Source organism: Paragemmobacter kunshanensis, assembly GCF_011059185.1.
In the GTDB taxonomy this organism is placed as follows: domain Bacteria; phylum Pseudomonadota; class Alphaproteobacteria; order Rhodobacterales; family Rhodobacteraceae; genus Paragemmobacter; species Paragemmobacter kunshanensis.
On the sequence record NZ_JAALFE010000011.1, the window covers coordinates 1 to 16,433 of the forward strand.

Annotated in this window: 17 protein-coding genes; 2 read left to right on the forward strand and 15 right to left on the reverse strand. The window is 67.2% G+C overall.

Features of this window, described 5'->3' with window-relative positions; translation table 11 throughout:
• Nucleotides 1-360: 360 nt before the first annotated feature.
• The 12 genes from pufX to G5V65_RS12110 form a co-directional block, all read right to left on the reverse strand.
• Nucleotides 361-585 carry an RC-LH1 core complex protein PufX gene (pufX, locus tag G5V65_RS12055; RefSeq protein ID WP_165050400.1) on the reverse strand — a complete coding sequence of 75 codons (225 nt, stop codon included), beginning with the start codon at nt 583-585 and terminating at the stop codon, nt 361-363.
• An 11-nt stretch (nt 586-596) separates the two neighbouring features.
• Nucleotides 597-1,520 (reverse strand): photosynthetic reaction center subunit M, encoded by a 924-nt coding sequence (gene pufM, locus G5V65_RS12060; RefSeq protein ID WP_165050402.1) that lies wholly within the window; start codon nt 1,518-1,520, stop codon nt 597-599.
• Entirely contained in the window at nt 1,513-2,361 is an 849-nt protein-coding gene (gene pufL / locus G5V65_RS12065; RefSeq protein ID WP_165050404.1) for a photosynthetic reaction center subunit L, read from the reverse strand. The genes pufM and pufL overlap by 8 nt, the downstream gene beginning before the upstream one ends.
• 114 nt (nt 2,362-2,475) lie before the next feature.
• On the reverse strand, nt 2,476-2,655 hold the full coding sequence (pufA, locus tag G5V65_RS12070) for a light-harvesting antenna LH1, alpha subunit (RefSeq protein WP_165050406.1): 180 nt from the start codon (nt 2,653-2,655) through the stop codon (nt 2,476-2,478).
• Nucleotides 2,656-2,668: 13 nt separating this feature from the next.
• On the reverse strand, nt 2,669-2,818 hold the full coding sequence (gene pufB / locus G5V65_RS12075; RefSeq protein WP_165050408.1) for a light-harvesting antenna LH1, beta subunit: 150 nt from the start codon (nt 2,816-2,818) through the stop codon (nt 2,669-2,671).
• Between the two features lie 193 nt (nt 2,819-3,011).
• Nucleotides 3,012-3,233 carry a cytochrome PufQ gene (gene pufQ, locus G5V65_RS12080; protein ID WP_165050409.1) on the reverse strand — a complete coding sequence of 74 codons (222 nt, stop codon included), beginning with the start codon at nt 3,231-3,233 and terminating at the stop codon, nt 3,012-3,014.
• Entirely contained in the window at nt 3,230-4,708 is a 1,479-nt protein-coding gene (gene bchZ, locus G5V65_RS12085; protein WP_165050411.1) for a chlorophyllide a reductase subunit Z, read from the reverse strand. Before bchZ ends, pufQ begins: the two co-directional genes overlap by 4 nt.
• Before the next feature lie 115 nt (nt 4,709-4,823).
• Complete coding sequence (gene bchY, locus G5V65_RS12090) at nt 4,824-6,404, reverse strand: chlorophyllide a reductase subunit Y (protein ID WP_165050413.1); 1,581 nt, start codon at nt 6,402-6,404, stop codon at nt 4,824-4,826.
• 63 nt (nt 6,405-6,467) lie between these two features.
• Nucleotides 6,468-7,469 carry a chlorophyllide a reductase iron protein subunit X gene (locus G5V65_RS12095; RefSeq protein WP_165050416.1) on the reverse strand — a complete coding sequence of 334 codons (1,002 nt, stop codon included), beginning with the start codon at nt 7,467-7,469 and terminating at the stop codon, nt 6,468-6,470.
• Nucleotides 7,466-8,410 (reverse strand): chlorophyll synthesis pathway protein BchC, encoded by a 945-nt coding sequence (gene bchC, locus G5V65_RS12100; RefSeq protein ID WP_165050418.1) that lies wholly within the window; start codon nt 8,408-8,410, stop codon nt 7,466-7,468. Before bchC ends, G5V65_RS12095 begins: the two co-directional genes overlap by 4 nt.
• Nucleotides 8,411-8,501: 91 nt before the next feature.
• Entirely contained in the window at nt 8,502-9,659 is a 1,158-nt protein-coding gene (locus G5V65_RS12105; RefSeq protein ID WP_165050420.1) for a methyltransferase, read from the reverse strand.
• Nucleotides 9,656-10,546, reverse strand: coding sequence for a polyprenyl synthetase family protein (locus G5V65_RS12110; RefSeq protein ID WP_394352241.1), 891 nt, complete (start codon nt 10,544-10,546; stop codon nt 9,656-9,658). Before G5V65_RS12110 ends, G5V65_RS12105 begins: the two co-directional genes overlap by 4 nt.
• 86 nt (nt 10,547-10,632) lie before the next feature.
• Here G5V65_RS12110 and crtD point away from each other — a divergent pair, with 86 nt between their 5' ends.
• Both crtD and crtC read left to right on the forward strand, forming a co-directional pair.
• Nucleotides 10,633-12,288 (forward strand): 1-hydroxycarotenoid 3,4-desaturase CrtD, encoded by a 1,656-nt coding sequence (crtD, locus tag G5V65_RS12115; protein WP_241250550.1) that lies wholly within the window; start codon nt 10,633-10,635, stop codon nt 12,286-12,288.
• Nucleotides 12,285-13,106, forward strand: a complete 822-nt coding sequence (gene crtC, locus G5V65_RS12120; protein WP_165050671.1) for a carotenoid 1,2-hydratase — start codon at nt 12,285-12,287, stop codon at nt 13,104-13,106. Before crtD ends, crtC begins: the two co-directional genes overlap by 4 nt.
• Nucleotides 13,107-13,301: 195 nt before the next feature.
• Here crtC and tspO read toward each other — a convergent pair whose 3' ends face one another.
• The 3 genes from tspO to G5V65_RS12135 form a co-directional block, all read right to left on the reverse strand.
• Nucleotides 13,302-13,760 carry a tryptophan-rich sensory protein TspO gene (gene tspO / locus G5V65_RS12125; RefSeq protein ID WP_165050422.1) on the reverse strand — a complete coding sequence of 153 codons (459 nt, stop codon included), beginning with the start codon at nt 13,758-13,760 and terminating at the stop codon, nt 13,302-13,304.
• Nucleotides 13,761-13,840: 80 nt separating this feature from the next.
• A complete protein-coding gene (gene crtB / locus G5V65_RS12130) occupies nt 13,841-14,845 on the reverse strand; it encodes a 15-cis-phytoene synthase (RefSeq protein WP_165050424.1) in 1,005 nt (334 codons plus the stop codon).
• The gene (locus tag G5V65_RS12135) at nt 14,842-16,416 is read right to left on the reverse strand and encodes a phytoene desaturase (RefSeq protein ID WP_165050426.1); all 1,575 of its coding nucleotides are present in this window, start codon (nt 16,414-16,416) and stop codon (nt 14,842-14,844) included. Before G5V65_RS12135 ends, crtB begins: the two co-directional genes overlap by 4 nt.
• Nucleotides 16,417-16,433: the final 17 nt, after the last annotated feature.

Sequence of the window (16,433 nt, forward strand, 5' to 3'; positions counted from 1 at the left end):
CCAGAATGCTGCGGGTTCGAGGCTTGATCCACCCGACTTCGGCCGTTTGCGCGACGACAGACACCGCTCGGGGCGAAGAACGCTTGCCCAGCGAGCAAAATCAGGCGATCTTGAAGTCAAGCGGCAGGCCACTTGGGGAATGTCGGTTCAGGTCTGCCGGTCCGGCGATGCGGTCCAAAAGCGGGGTCTGGGTCATCATGGCCTCCGATGAAAAAAGTGCCGTGTCGGGTCTACCAACACGGCACCAGGTCCCTGTCGCCAACAGGAAGGGAACCGGGCTGTGGTTGCGCCCCGGATCCGGGCCGGCGTATGGCCCGAATGGTAGGGATGCGGGCGAAATCCTCCGCCCGCACCAAAGGGTCAGGCGACCTGCGTTTCCGCAGGGGCCGTGATCAGGAAGGCATTCGGATCGGGGGCCTGCTTGCTTTCCTCGGGCAGCAGAAGGCCCACGCCCCAGACCGCCAGAAGGATCGCCGCCACCGCCAGCACGAAGAGCGCCGCCCACCCTGCCCCGGCCATCATCTGGTAAAGCGCCCAGGACCGAAGGGCAGAACCGGGCTTTTGCTGCATGAAGTCGTCAGACATGTCCTATCTCCTCAATCCAGCGGCGCGTAGCCGTGGTCCTGCGCCCAGACGTACCAGTTGTCCACGACCGTTCCGGTCAGAAGGATCCCGATCCCGCCCGTCAGCGTGACCAGCACCGCGAACCACCAGGCCCAGCGGTGAATCCCCTCCATCGTGGCATTGAAGCCCATGGTCCAGCGCCAGAAGAGCGCCGCCCGTTCGGCCGCCGTGCCCCGGTCGGCGATCTGTTCAAGCTCGCGGTCGCCGCCAAAGCGCGACACCGCAAGGATCGTCGCCCCGTGCATCGCGAACAGCAGGGCCGATCCGTAGAGGAAGGCGATGCTCAGCGCGTGGAAGGGGTTGTAGAACAGGTTGCCGTAGGTCAGCGAGAAGTTGTTGGTCCAGTCGAGATGGCTGAAGATGCCGTAGGGCACGGCTTCCGACCACGACCCCATCAGGATCGGCCGGAACAGGCCCAGCACCAGGAACAGCCAGATCGCGCTGGCGAAGGCCCAGCTCACATGCTTGCCCATGCCCAGCGCCTCGGCCCGGAGCCAGGTCCGCACCCACCAGGACAGGACCGACACGAGAAGGAAGAAGGATGCGATGATCCACAGCCCCCCTTCGGCGATCGGCGCGAAGCCCAGGCCGTATTCGGCCGAGGGCGGTTCCAGCGAGAACCAGAACAGGTCACGCATGAAGACCGCCGGGTTGAAGCCCGCCTGATACCAGAACCAGGCCCCGCAGAGCATGAACCAGACCGCGCCGGACATCAGCGAGATCACCCCCATCGTGCCCAGATAGACGGGCCCGAGCTGGGCATTTCCGAACCAGCCGGCCAGGGTGGAGAAACTCGCCCCCTTCGTCCGGTTGGACAGTTCCACCCCTTCCACCATCCCCATTTCGGGGGCGGCCTGCACCTGCACCTGGGTGAAGATGTTCTGATACTCAGCCATTTACGCCTCCTGCGATGTCGGCCCACCACGGCAGCTGCAGCCACCAATCCCACCAGACGACCCACTGGTCGAACCAGATGGTGCCCGAGATGATGATGCAGACCGCGCTCCAGAACCCGGCATTCAGCGCCAGAAGCAGGCCCAGGCGGTGGATCCCGAGGGTGCCCACCGAATAGCCGATCAGGTCGCGGAAATAGGTGTCCTCATGATCCGGCGTCCGCATCTCCTTGCCCTTTTCGGGATTGGCGGCGGACAGGATCAGCGCGCCATGCAGCGCCAGCGCCAGCGCGTTCGTGAAGAAGAACGACACGGCGATCATATGGGCGGGGTTGTAGTGGAAGTTGCCGTAGGTATAGCCCGTGTTGGACACCCAATCGAGATGCGTCCAGATGCCATAGGGGAAGGCATAGCCCCAGGCCCCCATCAGAAGCGGGCGGAACACCACCAGCGTCGCATAGGCGAAAATCGCGACGCCAAAGGCGAAGGGCACATGGAAGCCCATGCCCAGCTTGCGGCAGATCTCCACCTCGCGCAGGGCCCAGCTGATGAAGGCCCCCAGCGCGCAGATGGTGATCAGTTGCCAAAGCCCCCCCTGCATGAGGGGAGCAAATCCCAGCCCGTATTCCACGGGCGGCGGATCAATCGAAATCAGCCACGGGTTCCACACACCTTCCATGGCCGTGCCGTAGAAGATCAGGATCGTGCCAAGCGCCGCGAAGAAGAACGTCGTGACGCCAAAGAAGCCGACGTAGAAAGGTCCGACCCAGAAGTCGAACAGGTTCCCGCCGATCAGCGTGCCCCCCGGCACGCGGTATTTTCGTTCGAAGCTGAGCAGTGCCATGCTTCCCTCTCCGCTTTTGTTGCGCCCGGCGGTCGCTTTTGCCGTCGGAAAACCCGTTCGGGTCGCCGCGGGCGAAGAGGCCAGCCCTCCGCCCGCAGCCAGTGCCTTACGGCGTCACTCGGTCGCGGCCGCCGGAGCGGCGCCACCGGCGGCAGCAGCGGTCTGGAACCAGTTCAGGCCGTTGCTCAGAACCACCAGGTGGATCATCGCAGCCAGCAGGAACAGGAAGACACCCTGCGCGACGAAGACGCGACGGGGATCGAAGATGAGCCAGATCTTGTAGAATTTGGACATTGCTTGATCCTCCTCAGAACCACGGGCGCCAGATGTACGTGGCGATATGGGCGACGACGGCAATGGCCACGAAGAGCCAGAGCCCGCTCATATACACCGAGTGCAGTTCCTGCGCCTGCTCGTCGGTAAGACCTGTGAAGCTCAGGTCAGATTTATCAGCCATTCTATCCTCCGGATGGGCAGACTGACGCCGCAATCCCTGCGGCCAGGTTCACGGTCGGGCGGAATGCCCTTCCGAGTTTCCGCCACCCCCCGATGGTCTGGGGGAGGGCGAAGCGGTGACGGGTCGGGCGCAACCCGGATCAGTTCCTTCCGCAAGCGCCCCGGCGGGGCCTGCGGAGATTCGGCTTCCTTCCCTAGGGGCGGAAGATGTTGGGCGTGATCGACCCCGCCTCGCGCCAGGCGCGGGCCAGGGGGCCATGCACCGGCAGGCGCCTCTCCAGAACCGTCTGAACGATCCAGGCGATGGCGGCGAAGGGGATCGCGACCAGGAAGATAAGGGCGAAATAGACGTAGAACTCGATGCGCGGCGCGCGGTGGGCGTGATGCCCGTTCTCGCCTGCGGTATGATCGCTCATGCAGTTCCTCCCTTTTGTGTTGCGCGGGCCGCGCCACGAAGCGCCTCCACCGTTTCCTTGACCACCCGCTCTGCGCCCTGGTCGAGCGCGGCCTTTTCGGCCGCATCGCGCAGGGTCCGCGCGGCGGAGATCCGTGTCAGGACCGGATGTTCGGCAACGATCCGGTCAAGCTCTGCCTGCGCATCGGCATCCCAGGGGAAGTCGCGCCGCAGGGTCGTGGGGGTGGCAGCCGTCGAGTCCATCTCGGACCCCAGCGGCAGGATGTGGAACAGCGCCTCGAACAGCCCGTTGCAGACCTCCTGCAGTAGCCAGACGCAGCCGGCATAGCCCATGAAGGGCGTGCCGGTATGGCGGCGGATGGCGGCACCGGGGAAGCTTGCCGCGATGAAATGCGGCTGCGGTCCATGTCCGGCCTTGAGTTCCGCGAGATACATCTTCTCGTTGATCGACCCCATCAGGACCAGCGGGCGATGCTGGCGCACCATGGCGCGCACGGCCTCGTTGTTGGTCTTGGCGCCTGCCTGCCGCGCGACGGCAAAGGCGCAAGGCAGGCCAAGGTCGGTTTCCAGATAGGCGCGGATGCCGCGGGCATAGGTTTCATTCGCCACGATGGCGAAATTGGCGGTGCCAAAGAAATCCTGCGTTACCGACCGCCACAGATCCCAGACGGGCTTCAGCGTGGAATGCTTCTCCCGCGCGATGAACGGCTCCGGGTCCAGCCCCAGCAACTCGCCCAGCTTGCGCAGGAATTTCGTCGTGGACTCGAGCCCGATGGGCGCCTGCAGATAGGGCTTGCCCAGCACCTCGGCCAGACCGCGCCCGAATTCCCGATACATGACGATGTTCACATCGGCATTCACGAGGTTCCGCATCTCGGCCAGATGCGCGCCCAGCGGCATGACCATGTTGACCTCGGCCCCGATCCCTTCGACCAGACGGCGGATTTCATGCAGGTCGGACGCCATGTTGAAGACGCCATACATCGGACCAAGGATGTTGACGCGCGGGCGGTCGCCATCCTCGCGCTTCTTCTCGATGGGCATCCGCCCCTTGGTCATGGCGAATTCGGTGAAGATCCAGGTCATCGCCCGGTCGGCGGCCTGCCACTGATCCTCGTCGATGGTGCGCGGCAGGAAACGCTGGATGTTCGTCCCCATGGGCGTCACGCCACCGCCGATCATCTCGGCAATCGACCCGGTCACGACCACGGCGGGCAAGGCAGGATCGAGCGTCTTCCAAGCCCGCTTCATCGCGCCCTCGGTGCCGTCGCGGCCCAGTTCTTCCTCGCCCAGCCCCGTCACCACGATGGGCAATTCATGCGGCGGCAGCGCGTCGGTGTAATGCAGGACGGAGGTCACGGGCAGGTTCTCGCAGCCCACGGGGCCGTCGATCACCACCTGCAATCCCTTGACGGCGCAGAAGGCATAGACCGCCCCCCAATAGCCGCCCGCACGATCATGGTCCTGGATCAGCATGCACGCCTCCCCCAACCCCGATTTTTCTGCGAAAAATCAGCACCCGGAGCCGAGACCCGAATTTTCGCAGAAAATTCGTTCTTCAGATTTTTCGCAGAAAAATCGTGGCGACGGATCATATCATCGCCTCCGCCGCGGCGGCCTTGGCGGCCTTTTCCAGCTTCTTCTGATGCGCCGCGCGGAAATCGGGGCGCAGGTTCGGCGCGCCTTCCCAGATGCCCGCCGTATCGCCGGTGCCGACGCCTTCGAAGAAGTCCTTCATCCCGTCCATGCGCGCCTTGTTGGCCATGGCGGCATTCACCACCTGCGCCAGGGACCCCGCCCCCGCAGGCCCCATCAGGGGCCGCGCCGAAATCAGGTTCGTGAAATACAGCGCCGGGATGGCCAGCTCCTTGGCCTTCTGCACCACCGGGGTCGTCCCGATGGCAAGGTCAGGCCGGAATGCCTCCATCGCCGCGCAGTCATCTTCCAGCGACGCGCGGTATTTCACCGCGACGCCCCGCGCCTCCAGCCAGTCGCGATCCGCCGCCGACCACTCGTTCCGCGCACAGGCCGTGCCGACATAGGCGACATCCGCCCCGCTTTCGACCAGCAGCCGCGCGACCAGCAGTTCGGAGCCTTCATAGCCCGACAGCGTGATCCGCCCCTTGATCGGGTTCGCCGCCAAAGCCCCCTTGATCGCACCGCCAAAGGCATTCTGCGCCGCCGCCACATGCGCCGGGTTCACGCCATAGGCATCGCCAATGGCCGCCAGCCAAGCCATCGTCCCGTCATATCCGACCGGAGCCGATCCCACGACCTTGCGCCCCGCCGCCTGAAACTCGCGGATTGCCGCCGTGTAGAAGGGATGGATCGCCGCCACCACGCCGCTATCCAGCGCGGCATAGAGCTCCCGCCACTCGCGGCACGGGACCACCGGCCCCGCGGCCAGACCCATCGGCGCCAGCATCGCCCCGATCATCATCGGGTCCGCCGGGAACATCTCGCCCAGCAGGGCAACCGTCGGACGATCCGACCGCCCCCGCTCGGGTGCCGCCACAGGCCCCGCCTCGATCTCGCGCCGCGCGTAAGCCAGCATGGCACCGGCCAGCACGTCCTTCGCCTCGGCATGGGTCGGCACGCCGAAGCCCGGCACGTCGATGCCCACGATGCGGACACCGTTGATCTCGTTCGGCAGCAGCTTCAGCGGCACGCCCGATGCGGTGGGCACGCAGAGGTTCGTCACCACCACCGCGTCATAACGCTCCGGGTCCGCCAGCTCATGCACCGCGTCGCGGATGTCCTCGAACAGCTTGCCCGTCACAAGCGTCTCAGAGTTGAACGGCACATAGCCCACCGACCGCCGCGCCCCGTAGAAGTGGCTCACAAAGGTCAGCCCATAGACACAGCAGGCCGACCCCGACAGAACCGTCGCCACCCGCCGCATCCGCAGACCCACGCGCAGCGAGCCGAAGGCAGGACACATGCTCTGCGGCTTGTCATGCGGACCTTGCGGATAATCCGCCGCATAGCGGTCCAGCACGTCGGAATTCCCCGCAGCCCGCGCCGCAGCTTCCATCTCAGCCGCACCTGCATGGCAACCCAGACCATCAAGATTGGGGCCATCCGCCACGACCCCGGCCGCACCCACTTCGGGGCGCAGCCCCTCGGTCACGGGCGTCTCGGCGGTGTGGTCATAGCGGATTTCGCCGTCCATCACTTCGTCCCCTTCCGGGCCAGCGCGCGCAGCGCCTCTTCCAGTTTCTCAAGCGCGGAAAGATCAAACATCGTCGTAGACCACTTCCAGCGACTTCACCTCGCCCGCGAACTTGCCGCGCATGTCGGCATCGTTTGCAGGCTCCAGCACGAAATCCGCACCCGTGGTTTCCGCATCGAACAGGCCCAGAAGCCCGTCCTGCGTCAAAGGCTTGGGCCGCAGCGGCGGCGCATCCGCCACATTGCCCGCCAGCTCCTCGAACAGCGCGCCCCACTGGGTCGCGTGCGTCCCCACGATCTGGTAATTCGCCGACTTCCGCCGCAGGTCGTCATCCGCCGGGATCGCGGCAAGGATCGGGATCTTCACAGCCTCCGCAAAGGCCGCAGCCTCGCCCGTGCCGTCATCCTTGTTGATGACCATGCCCGCCACGCCGACATTGCCGCCCAGCTTGCGGAAATATTCCACCGCCGAGCAGACGTTGTTCGCGACGTACAGCGATTGCAGGTCGTTCGACGCGACCACGATCACCTTCTGCGCCATGTCCCGCGCGATGGGCAGGCCGAACCCGCCGCAGACCACGTCGCCCAGGAAATCCAGAAGCACATAGTCGAAGTCCCAGTCGTGGAACCCCAGTTTCTCCAGCAGCTCGAAGCCGTGGATGATCCCCCGCCCGCCGCAACCGCGGCCGACTTCCGGGCCACCCAGTTCCATCGCAAAGACCCCGCCCCGCTTGAAGCAGACATCACCGATCTTCACCTCTTCCCCCGCCAGCTTCTTGCGGGTGGAGGTTTCGATGATCGTCGGGCAGGCCTTGCCGCCGAAGAGCAGGCTGGTGGTATCCGACTTCGGATCGCAGCCGATCAGCAGCACGCGCTTGCCCATCTCGGCCATCATGTGGCTGAGGTTGGCCAGCGTGAAGGACTTGCCGATCCCGCCCTTGCCGTAGATCGCGATGATCTGCGTCTTCTTGCTGGGCGGGTCCGAAGGCACCTCCAGCGACGGCTCCTCATGCGCCTCGTCGCGCAGGCGGGTGTCGAAATCCTTCAGGTTGGGAACGTCGTTCATGCCGTGGCCTTCCAATCGAGGATCATCTTCAGGCAGGCCGCATCACCGAAGGCCGTCGCATAGGCCTCAGGCGCGTCGGATGCCGGACGGGTGTGGGTAATCAGACCGGACAGGGACAAGGCCCCGCTTTCGATCAGCGCGCGGGTGGCAACCAGATCATCGGGCTGCCATTCGGATGCGATGCGGATGCGCGCCTCTTTCATGAAGGCGGGCGGAAAGGCGAAGGAGACGGGTTCCGTATAGAACCCCGCCAGCACGACCTCGCCCCCCTTGGCCAGCCGCATGACCAGCTGATCCAGCAGGCCCTTGGCGCCCGATGCGTCATAGATCGCGCGGTAATCCCGGCGCGGGTCGTCTTCGGGCGCGATGCAGGCATAGCCTGCCGCGCCCTCGCGCCGCGCCGGGTTCGTTTCCCAGACCGTCGGCGCAGGCGCACCCGCCGCGACCGTCAACCGCGCGAGCAGCCGGCCCAGCGTGCCATGCCCCACGATCAGATCGGGCAGCGCCGTGGCAAAGCCCGCCAGCGCATGTCGCGCCGTGGCCGCCAGCGCCAAGAGCGCGCCTTCGGCGCCCATGCCGCCATCAATGCGTGACACACGATGCGCGGGCGTCACCAGATGGCGCGACGCGCCCCCAAACAGCCCCTTCACATCGCCCGCAAAACAGTTGGCGCCGGGAACGAAGACATGCTCGCCCACGCGATAGCCCGACTCGGCCCCCGCCTCGACCACCACGCCCGCCGCCTCATATCCGGGGACCAGCGGATAGCCCATGCCCGGGAAGGGCGGCATCGTGCCGGTGTAGAACAGCTTTTCGGTGCCGGTGGAAATGCCGGAATGCGCGATCTCGACCACCAGGTCACCCGCGCCCGGGGCGACGATGTCCAGCGGCTGAAGCGAAAGCTCCCGCGGGCCGGAAAGGATGACTGCAGTCGTTCTCACGTTTCTTCCCCCTGTGCCGCGACTCTCCGGGTTGCGGGAGCGGTATCGGCTATGTGTAAGGATAGACTGACATCGCTCAGTGTCAATTTAATTAGACACTTTTTTGTGCGCTGTCGTTGACAGACTTCACCGCCGTCACCACCGAGGTGACAAAGGGCCGGAAACCGGGGCGGATCTGGCAGTCGGAGAAGCCCGCTTCCTCCAGCATCCGCTGGATTTCCGCGCCCGACCGCGTCCGCCCCGTCTGCATGGCCAGGGTGTAGATGGAGAAATACACATCCGTCGCCGGATCGGGCCGCGTGCCGCCCGCCATGGGTTCGGAAATCAGGATGCGCCCGCCGTCGGGCAAGGCTGCCCAGACCGCGCGCAGCAATCCGGCCACCGTGGAATCGGCATGGTCATAAAGCACCCGCACCAGCGAGATGGCATCCGCGCCCACAGGCAACGCATCATCCCGGAACGATCCCGGCACGATCCGCACCCGCCCGCCCATCCCGGCGGCGGTGAACCGCGCCTCCGCCCCCGGCACCACGGCGGGCAGATCGAAGAGCGTCATCTCCAGCCCCGGATGCGCCGCACCCACGGCGGCCAGAAAGGCCCCCGTCCCGCCGCCCACATCCATCAGATGCCGGATACCCCGGAAATCGACGGCGGCCAGCGTATCGGCCGCCACCAGCCCCTGACTGTCCGCCATCAGCGCCGAATAGCGCGCGGCAAGCTCCGGGTCCGCAGCCCCCCCCGCGCCAAAGACATAGGGCCAGAACCCCGCCAATTCCGGCTGCGTCTCGCCCCGGAAAAACGCCACCGGGTCCGCCAGATCGCGGTAGAGGACGGGGTGATGCCGCACCATCGCCTCCAGCCCCGGCACGGCAAGGAACGCCGCCCCCCGCACCGTCAGCCGCCACATCCCCCGCCGCTCGGCCATCAGGCCCAGCCCCGCCCCCGCCTTGCACAGGATCGCCATCCGCTCCACCGGCACGCCCGCAGGCCCCGCCAGCGCGGCCAGCGCCGCAGGCCCCTCGGCCAACCGATGCAGCACCCGCAACTCCACCAGCGCCAGCAGCGCCTGGCTCTGCACGAAGCCCTGCACGATGTCGAACAGCGCCGCCCCTTCGGCCCGCGCCATATGCTTCAACCCCGGTACCCGCGCGCAAAAGGCATGGAACCGCGGCGACAGGCCCAACCGGACCGCCAAGGGCTGCCGCGCCCGGCGACCGGGCGTCACGGACCCCGCCGCCGCGTCGCTCATCCCCGCACCGGCTGCAGGGCGACGGGCGTCATCCGTTCGGCATAGGCCCGCACCATGGCGGCCAGCATCGCCTCGCCGGGGCAGGACGGGATGGAGGCAATCGCCCCGCCCAGAATATCCTTGAGGTAGGACACCGCCCCCTGCACGCCCAACTCCGCCACGGCAGAGGGGCGCGCATGGGCGGCATCCTGCCCGGCAGGCTTGCCCATCTCGGCCTCGGTCAAAAGCGCATCCTTCAGATCATCCGCCACCTGAAACGCCTCGCCGATCCGCGCGCCCAACTCCTCCCACGGCTCGGGCTCCTGCCCCGCCGCGATAGCCCCCATCTGCGTGGCCGCAATGAACAGCGCCCCGGTCTTGGCGCGGTGATAGGCGGCGACGTTGACCTCCGCCTCGCTCTCCCAGCCCTGACCCGCGCAAATGCCCCCCGGCATCCCCGTCCGCTGCGCCAGCACCCGGATCAACTCCACCGCCCTTTGCGGGCTTTCCCCCGCCGCCCGCGCCAGCACCTCGAAGGCCAGCACGATCAGCGAATCCCCCGCCAGCACCGCGACGGGTTCGCCATAGGCGCGGTGAACGGTGGGCTTGCCCCGCCGGATATCGGCATCGTCGAAACAGGGCAGATCGTCATGGACCAGCGACGCGCAATGGATCAGTTCCAGCGCCGCCGCCGCCGCATCCGTCAGATGCGGGCGATCATCGCCACAGGCCCGCGCCACCGAAACAAGGATCGTGGGCCTGATCCGCGCGCCCCCCGGAAAGACCGCATGATCCAGCGCCGCCCGCAGCCTGGACGGGGCATCGCCCCCCACAGGCCCCTGCCCCAGCGATAGCGCGGCAGCCACCGCCGCCTCGATCCGCACGTCCATGCCGCCATTCAGACCCATGACCGTTCCTTTCGCTGTCCTGCCCGGCAGTCTCGCACCGCCATCGCGTGGTGTAAACTAAATCTTACACATTGTTGTAATTCGAGATGGACAACTTCAAGGGCTTCCCTACACTCATCGCCATGGAACAGGACCGCGTCATCGTGATCGGGGCGGGGATGGGCGGCTTGGCAGCCGCCATCCGGCTGGCCGCATCCGGCCTGAAGGTCACGGTGCTGGAGGCCGCCGCCACCCCCGGCGGCAAGGCGCGCGCCATCCCCTCGCCCGCAGGGCCGGTGGATACCGGCCCCACCGTCCTGACCATGCGGCATGTCTTCGACGCCCTCTTCGCCCTGAACGGGGAACGACTGGACGATCACGCCACGCTTCTGCCGCAGCGCATCCTCGCCCGGCATTGGTGGCCCGGATCACCCGCGCTCGACCTCACCACCGACCGCGCCGAGAATGCCGAAAACATCCGCGCGCTCGCCGGCCCGCGCGAGGCGGCGGCCTTCCTGAAATTCGACGCCACGGCCGAGGCCCTTTATCAGGCCTTCGACGCCCCCGTGATGCAGGCGGCCAGACCCGACCTCCCCGCCATCGCCCGCGCCGCGCTGCGCAAGCCCGCGCTCTGGCCCGCGCTGCTTCCCGGCCTGTCCCTGCACGGTTGGCTGAAAACCCAGTTCCGCGACCCCCGCCTGATCCAGCTCTTCGCCCGCTATGCAACTTACGTCGGCGGCAGGCCCGCCCGATCCCCCGCCGTCCTGTCGCTCATCTGGCGGGCCGAGGCGCGGGGCGTCTGGGCGGTGGAGGGGGGCATGCACCACCTTGCCACGGCCCTTGCCGCCCTTGCCGAACGCATGGGCGTGACCTTCCGCTACGGCACACCCGCCACCCGGATCCAGCGCCAGAACGGCCATGTCACGGGCGTGCAGATCGCCGATGGCCGCACGCTCCCCTGCACTTCCGTCGTCTTCAACGGCGATCCCGCCGCCCTCACCGAAGGCCGCATGGGCACCGCCGCCGCAGCCAGCCTGCCCCGCAAAGCCGCGCATCCGCGCAGCCTGTCGGCCCTCGTCTGGGCCTTCGCCTCCGAGGCGCGGGGCGACAAGGCCCCCCACCTCACCCATCACAACCTCTTTTTCACCGCCAACCCCGAAGCGGAATTCGGCCCCATCGGGCAGGGGCGCATGCCCGAGGCCCCCACCCTCTACCTCTGCGCCGAAGACCGCATCCGCGACCCCCGCGCCCGCGCCATGTCGGTTCCCGTCGCTGACCCCGCCTCCGGTCCAGCCTCCGACCCCGCCTTCGGCCCCGAACGCTTCGAGATCATCCTGAACGCCCCCGCGGGCCTGCCCGCCCTGCGCCCCGAGGATTTCCAGAAATGCCGTCAGATCACCTTCGACCGCCTCGCCCGCATGGGCCTGACCCTGACACCGCCGGGGCCGGAGGCGCTTTCCACCCCCGCCACGCTGGACCGGCTCTTTCCGGCATCCGGGGGGGCGATCTATGGCAGGTCGCCCGAAGGGATGATGGCCAGCTTCCAGCGCCCCCCGGCCAGGACCGCCCTGCCGGGCCTCTATCTGGCGGGGGGCGGGGCGCATCCGGGGGCGGGCGTGCCGATGGCAGCCCTCTCCGCGAAGCACGCGGCCGAGGCGATCATGCAGGACCGGATTTCCGCGTCGAAGTCGGCCCCGACGGCTATGCCTGGTGGTATCTCGACGGCGTCTCCGACGACGGGCGCCGCGCGGTCTCGGTCATAGGCTTCATCGGCTCGGTCTTCTCGCCCTGGTATGCGTGGAGCGGGCGGCGCAACCCGCAGAACCATGTCTGCCTGAACGTCGCCACCTATGGCCCCGGCGGGCGCTTCACCATGACCGACCGTGGCACCGCCGCCCTGCACCAGTCGAAAGACACCCTCACCATCGGCCCCTCCCGCATGCACTGGACCGGCCGCGACCTGGTGATCGACGTGAACGAGGTCTCCTCGCCCCCCCTCATCTCCCGCGTGCGGGGCCGCATCACGCTGACGCCTTCCGCCGTGACGGGCGTGGAACTGGCCCTCCACCCCCGCCACCAATGGCGCCCCTTCGCTCCCATAGCCCGCATCGACGTGAACCTGACCCAAGGCCACCGCTGGCAGGGGCATGGCTATTTCGACGCGAATTTCGGCACCACCGCGCTGGAGCGGGATTTCGATTTCTGGACATGGGGCCGCTTTCCCATGCAGGACCGCGCGCTCTGCCTCTACGACGCCACATGGCGCGACGGCACCCAGCAGGATTTCGCGCTGGAAGTCACCCCCTCGGGCGAGGCGCGCGAGGTGAACGCGCCCCCCCGCACCCCCTTCGCCCGCACCGCATGGCTGGTCCGCCGCGAAACCCGCGCCGATCCCGGCACGAGGCCGCGTCAGGTCCTGCCCATGCTGGATGCGCCCTTCTATTCCCGCTCCGTGGTGGAAACCCGGCTGATGGGCGAGGTGACGCAAGGCGTGCATGAGGCGCTCGACCTCACCCGCTTCCGCCAGCCACTCCTGAAACCGATGCTGGCCGTCCGCGTGCCAAGGCGCAGCGGCTGGTAACCGGAAATTGCGTCAATTTCCGGCGCGATTTCTGCACGCAGAAATCGCCTGAAAATCTGACACAGATTTTCGCCGCGCAACGGCAGGGCCGTTGCGCGATACCCCGTTTTGCCGTCCGCTGGGTGCATACGCCCTGCTGCACTGGACGGCTGCACCGAGTGCTGCCATCCCGTTTCCGGCCAAAGCCTTGATTTCTCAGGCCGCCACGTTCCGATGCCACACGGACCGGTTCAACATCCCCGCCACGGTAACCCAGGCCAGATAGGGCGCAAAAAGCGCCCCCGCGATGGCGTCATGCTGCCAGAAGGCGACCATCGTCGCCGCCACCGCCAGCCACAGAAGGAAGATGATCACCAGCCCCGCCCCGATCCGCCGCAGCCCGAAAAAGACAGGCGTCCACAAGGTGTTGAGCGCGATCTGCACCGACCAGAGCGCCAGCGCCTGCCCCGTATCCGGCAGCATCGCCACCCGCGCCGCCGCCGCCGACATGGCCAGATAAAGAACCGTCCAGGCCACCGGGAACAGCCAGTCCGGCGGCGTCCAGCGCGGCTTGGCAAGGCCCCGATACCACTCCCCCGGCTGGAACATCGCCCCCGTCGCCGCCGCCGCCCCGCAGGCCGCCAGATAGGTCAGAAACAGCGTGAAATAGTCCATAGCGCCCTCCGCATCCCTGCGGGGCGCGATCTAGCCCGGCTTGCGCCTTCGTCCAAGAAAAACCTTGCGCCCCAAGGCGTTCAGGCCAGCCCCCGGTCCTGCGCCTCAAGCTGCGCCAGCACCGCAAGCAGCGCATCGCTGCGCCCCCGCCGCGCCGCGTCCCGCGCAGCGGCCCGCACCAGAAAGGCCACCTCCGGCTCCGGTTCCGCATGCAGCACCGCCGCGCGCGGCCCCACCGCCGACAGCGCGGCCTTGGCACCCGCGGCCACCAGACAGGCCAGCTTCCGCCCCTGCCCCGTCCGCGCCCGCGCCGTCACGCTGTCGCCCCGCGCGCGGCGCACGCAGGTGCCGATCGCGCCATAGATCAGCCCCGCCGCATGGATGCCCGGACGGCAGGACAAAGGCAGCGACGCCACCCCCGCATCCGCCCGCGCATAAAGCCTGTCCGCCTCATCGAGCAGCCGCAACGTCGCCCGCGCCACACCGGGATAGGCCTTTGGCCGCGCCAGAAACCCATCGGGATCAATGCCTTCCGCCCGCAGCCATGCCAGCGGCAGATACAGCCGCCCCGCCCGCGCATCCTCGCCCACATCCCGCGCGATGTTGGTCAGTTGCATCGCCAGACCAAGGTCACAGGCCCGCGCCAGGGCATCCCGGTCGCGCACCCGCATGAGGACGCACATCATCGCCCCCACCGCCGCCGCCACCCGCGCCGAATAATCCATCACCCCCGACAGCGTCTCATACCGCCGCCCCACCGCATCCCAGGCAAACCCCTCCAGCAGCGCCTCGGGCAGGGCGCGGGGCATCTCGAACCCCTCCACCACCGCGGCAAAGGCCCGGTCGGCGGGCGCATCGGCGGGCGTTCCGCGATAGACCAGATCCAGCCGGTCGCGCAGACCCAGCACCGCCCCGGCCTTGTCGGCCCCCTCATCCACTGCGTCATCCGACATCCGGCAAAAGGCATAAAGCGCCAGCGCCGGGTCACGCACGGCAGGCGGCAACAGCCGCGACGCCGCATGGAAGGACAGCGATCCGGTGCGGATCGCCTCGCGGCAATGGGCCATGTCGCGCGGGTCGATCATTCGGCGGCCATCCTCAATTCCTCGCGCTGCCGCAACAGCTTCGGCGCATCGGGCACTAGCATCCCCAGCACCTCTGCCGTCCCGATCACGCCCGGCAGCCCCGCCCCCGGATGCGTGCCCGCCCCGGCAAGAAACAGCCCCGGCAGCTCTTCCGAGATGTTGTGCGGCCGGAACCACGCCGATTGCAGGATGCGCGGCTCGATGGAGAATCCCGCACCGTACGGCGACAGGTAACGGTCGCGAAAGGTTTCGGGCGTAAAGGTGATCTCCTCGGTGATGCGGTCACGGAAACCGGGGATCAGCCGCTCGTCCAGCATCCGCGCCATCTTGGCGCGATAGCGCGGTTCCTCCTCGGCCCAGTCCACGCCGTTGTCGAAACCAAGATGGGGCACAGGCGACAGCGCATAGAAAGTATCATCGCCCTCGGGCGCGCAGGACGGATCGGTCACGCTTGGCCGATGCACATAAAGGCTCATGTCATCCGCCAGCTTCCCGCGGATGAAGATATCCTTGATATGCTCGCGATAGCGTGGCCCCACGACGATGGAGTGATGCCCAACGTCGCGCCACATCTCGCGCGTGCCCTTGGTCCCGAAATACCAGACATAAAGCCCCATCGACCAGCGCGCATCCTTCACCTTCCGGTCGGTCCAGCGCTTCCTCGGCAGGTTGCGCAAGAGCCGCGTATAGGTATGCCCCGCATCCGCATTGCTGACGACCAGGCCTGCACGCATCACCTCGCCGCCCGTCAGCCGAACCCCCGCCGCACGGCCATTTTCCACAACGATTTCATCCACTTCCGTATTGTGGACAACCTCGCCCCCCTGCGCCGCGATCACCCGCGCCATGGCCTCGGCAATCGCCTGCACGCCGCCCATCGCGTAATGCACGCCAAAGGCCTTCTCCAGATGGCTGACAAGGATATACATCGACGTCACGTTGAACGGGTCACCCCCGATGAACAGCGGATGGAAGGACAGGGCAAAGCGCAGCCGTTCATCCTTCACGCGCCGCGCGGCATGGGCATAGACCGACCGATCCGCCCGCATCATCCCGAATTTCGGCAGCACCTTGATCAGGTCCAAGAGCCTGTGCATCGGCCGCCGCCCAAGATCCTCATACCCGAACCAATAGCGCGCCTCGCTGTCCTTCAGGAACGTCTCGTAACCCCTTGCATCGGATGGCGAAAGCCGCGCCACCTCGGCCTTCATCGCAGCCTCGTCCTGCCGCGCGGCAAAGGTCGATCCATCGGGAAACCGTATCTCGTAGAAGGGCTCCATCGGCACCAGCCGCACATCCCGGTCGAAATCCCGCCCGCAGGCCGCCCAAAGATCGCGCAAGCCTTGCGGAACCGTCACGATGGTCGGCCCCAGATCGAACCGATGCCCGCCCTGCGTGATCGACGACCCGCGCCCGCCCACCCGGTCCAGCCGGTCGATCACCGTGACCCGCCACCCCTTCGCCCCCAGCCGCATAGCCGAGGCAAGGCCGCCAAGCCCCGCGCCGATGACGATGGCATGATCTGCCTCAGGCAGAGAGGATGCGGGGCGAGGATGCAGAGTCTGTTCCATGATCCTGATGATAGAGT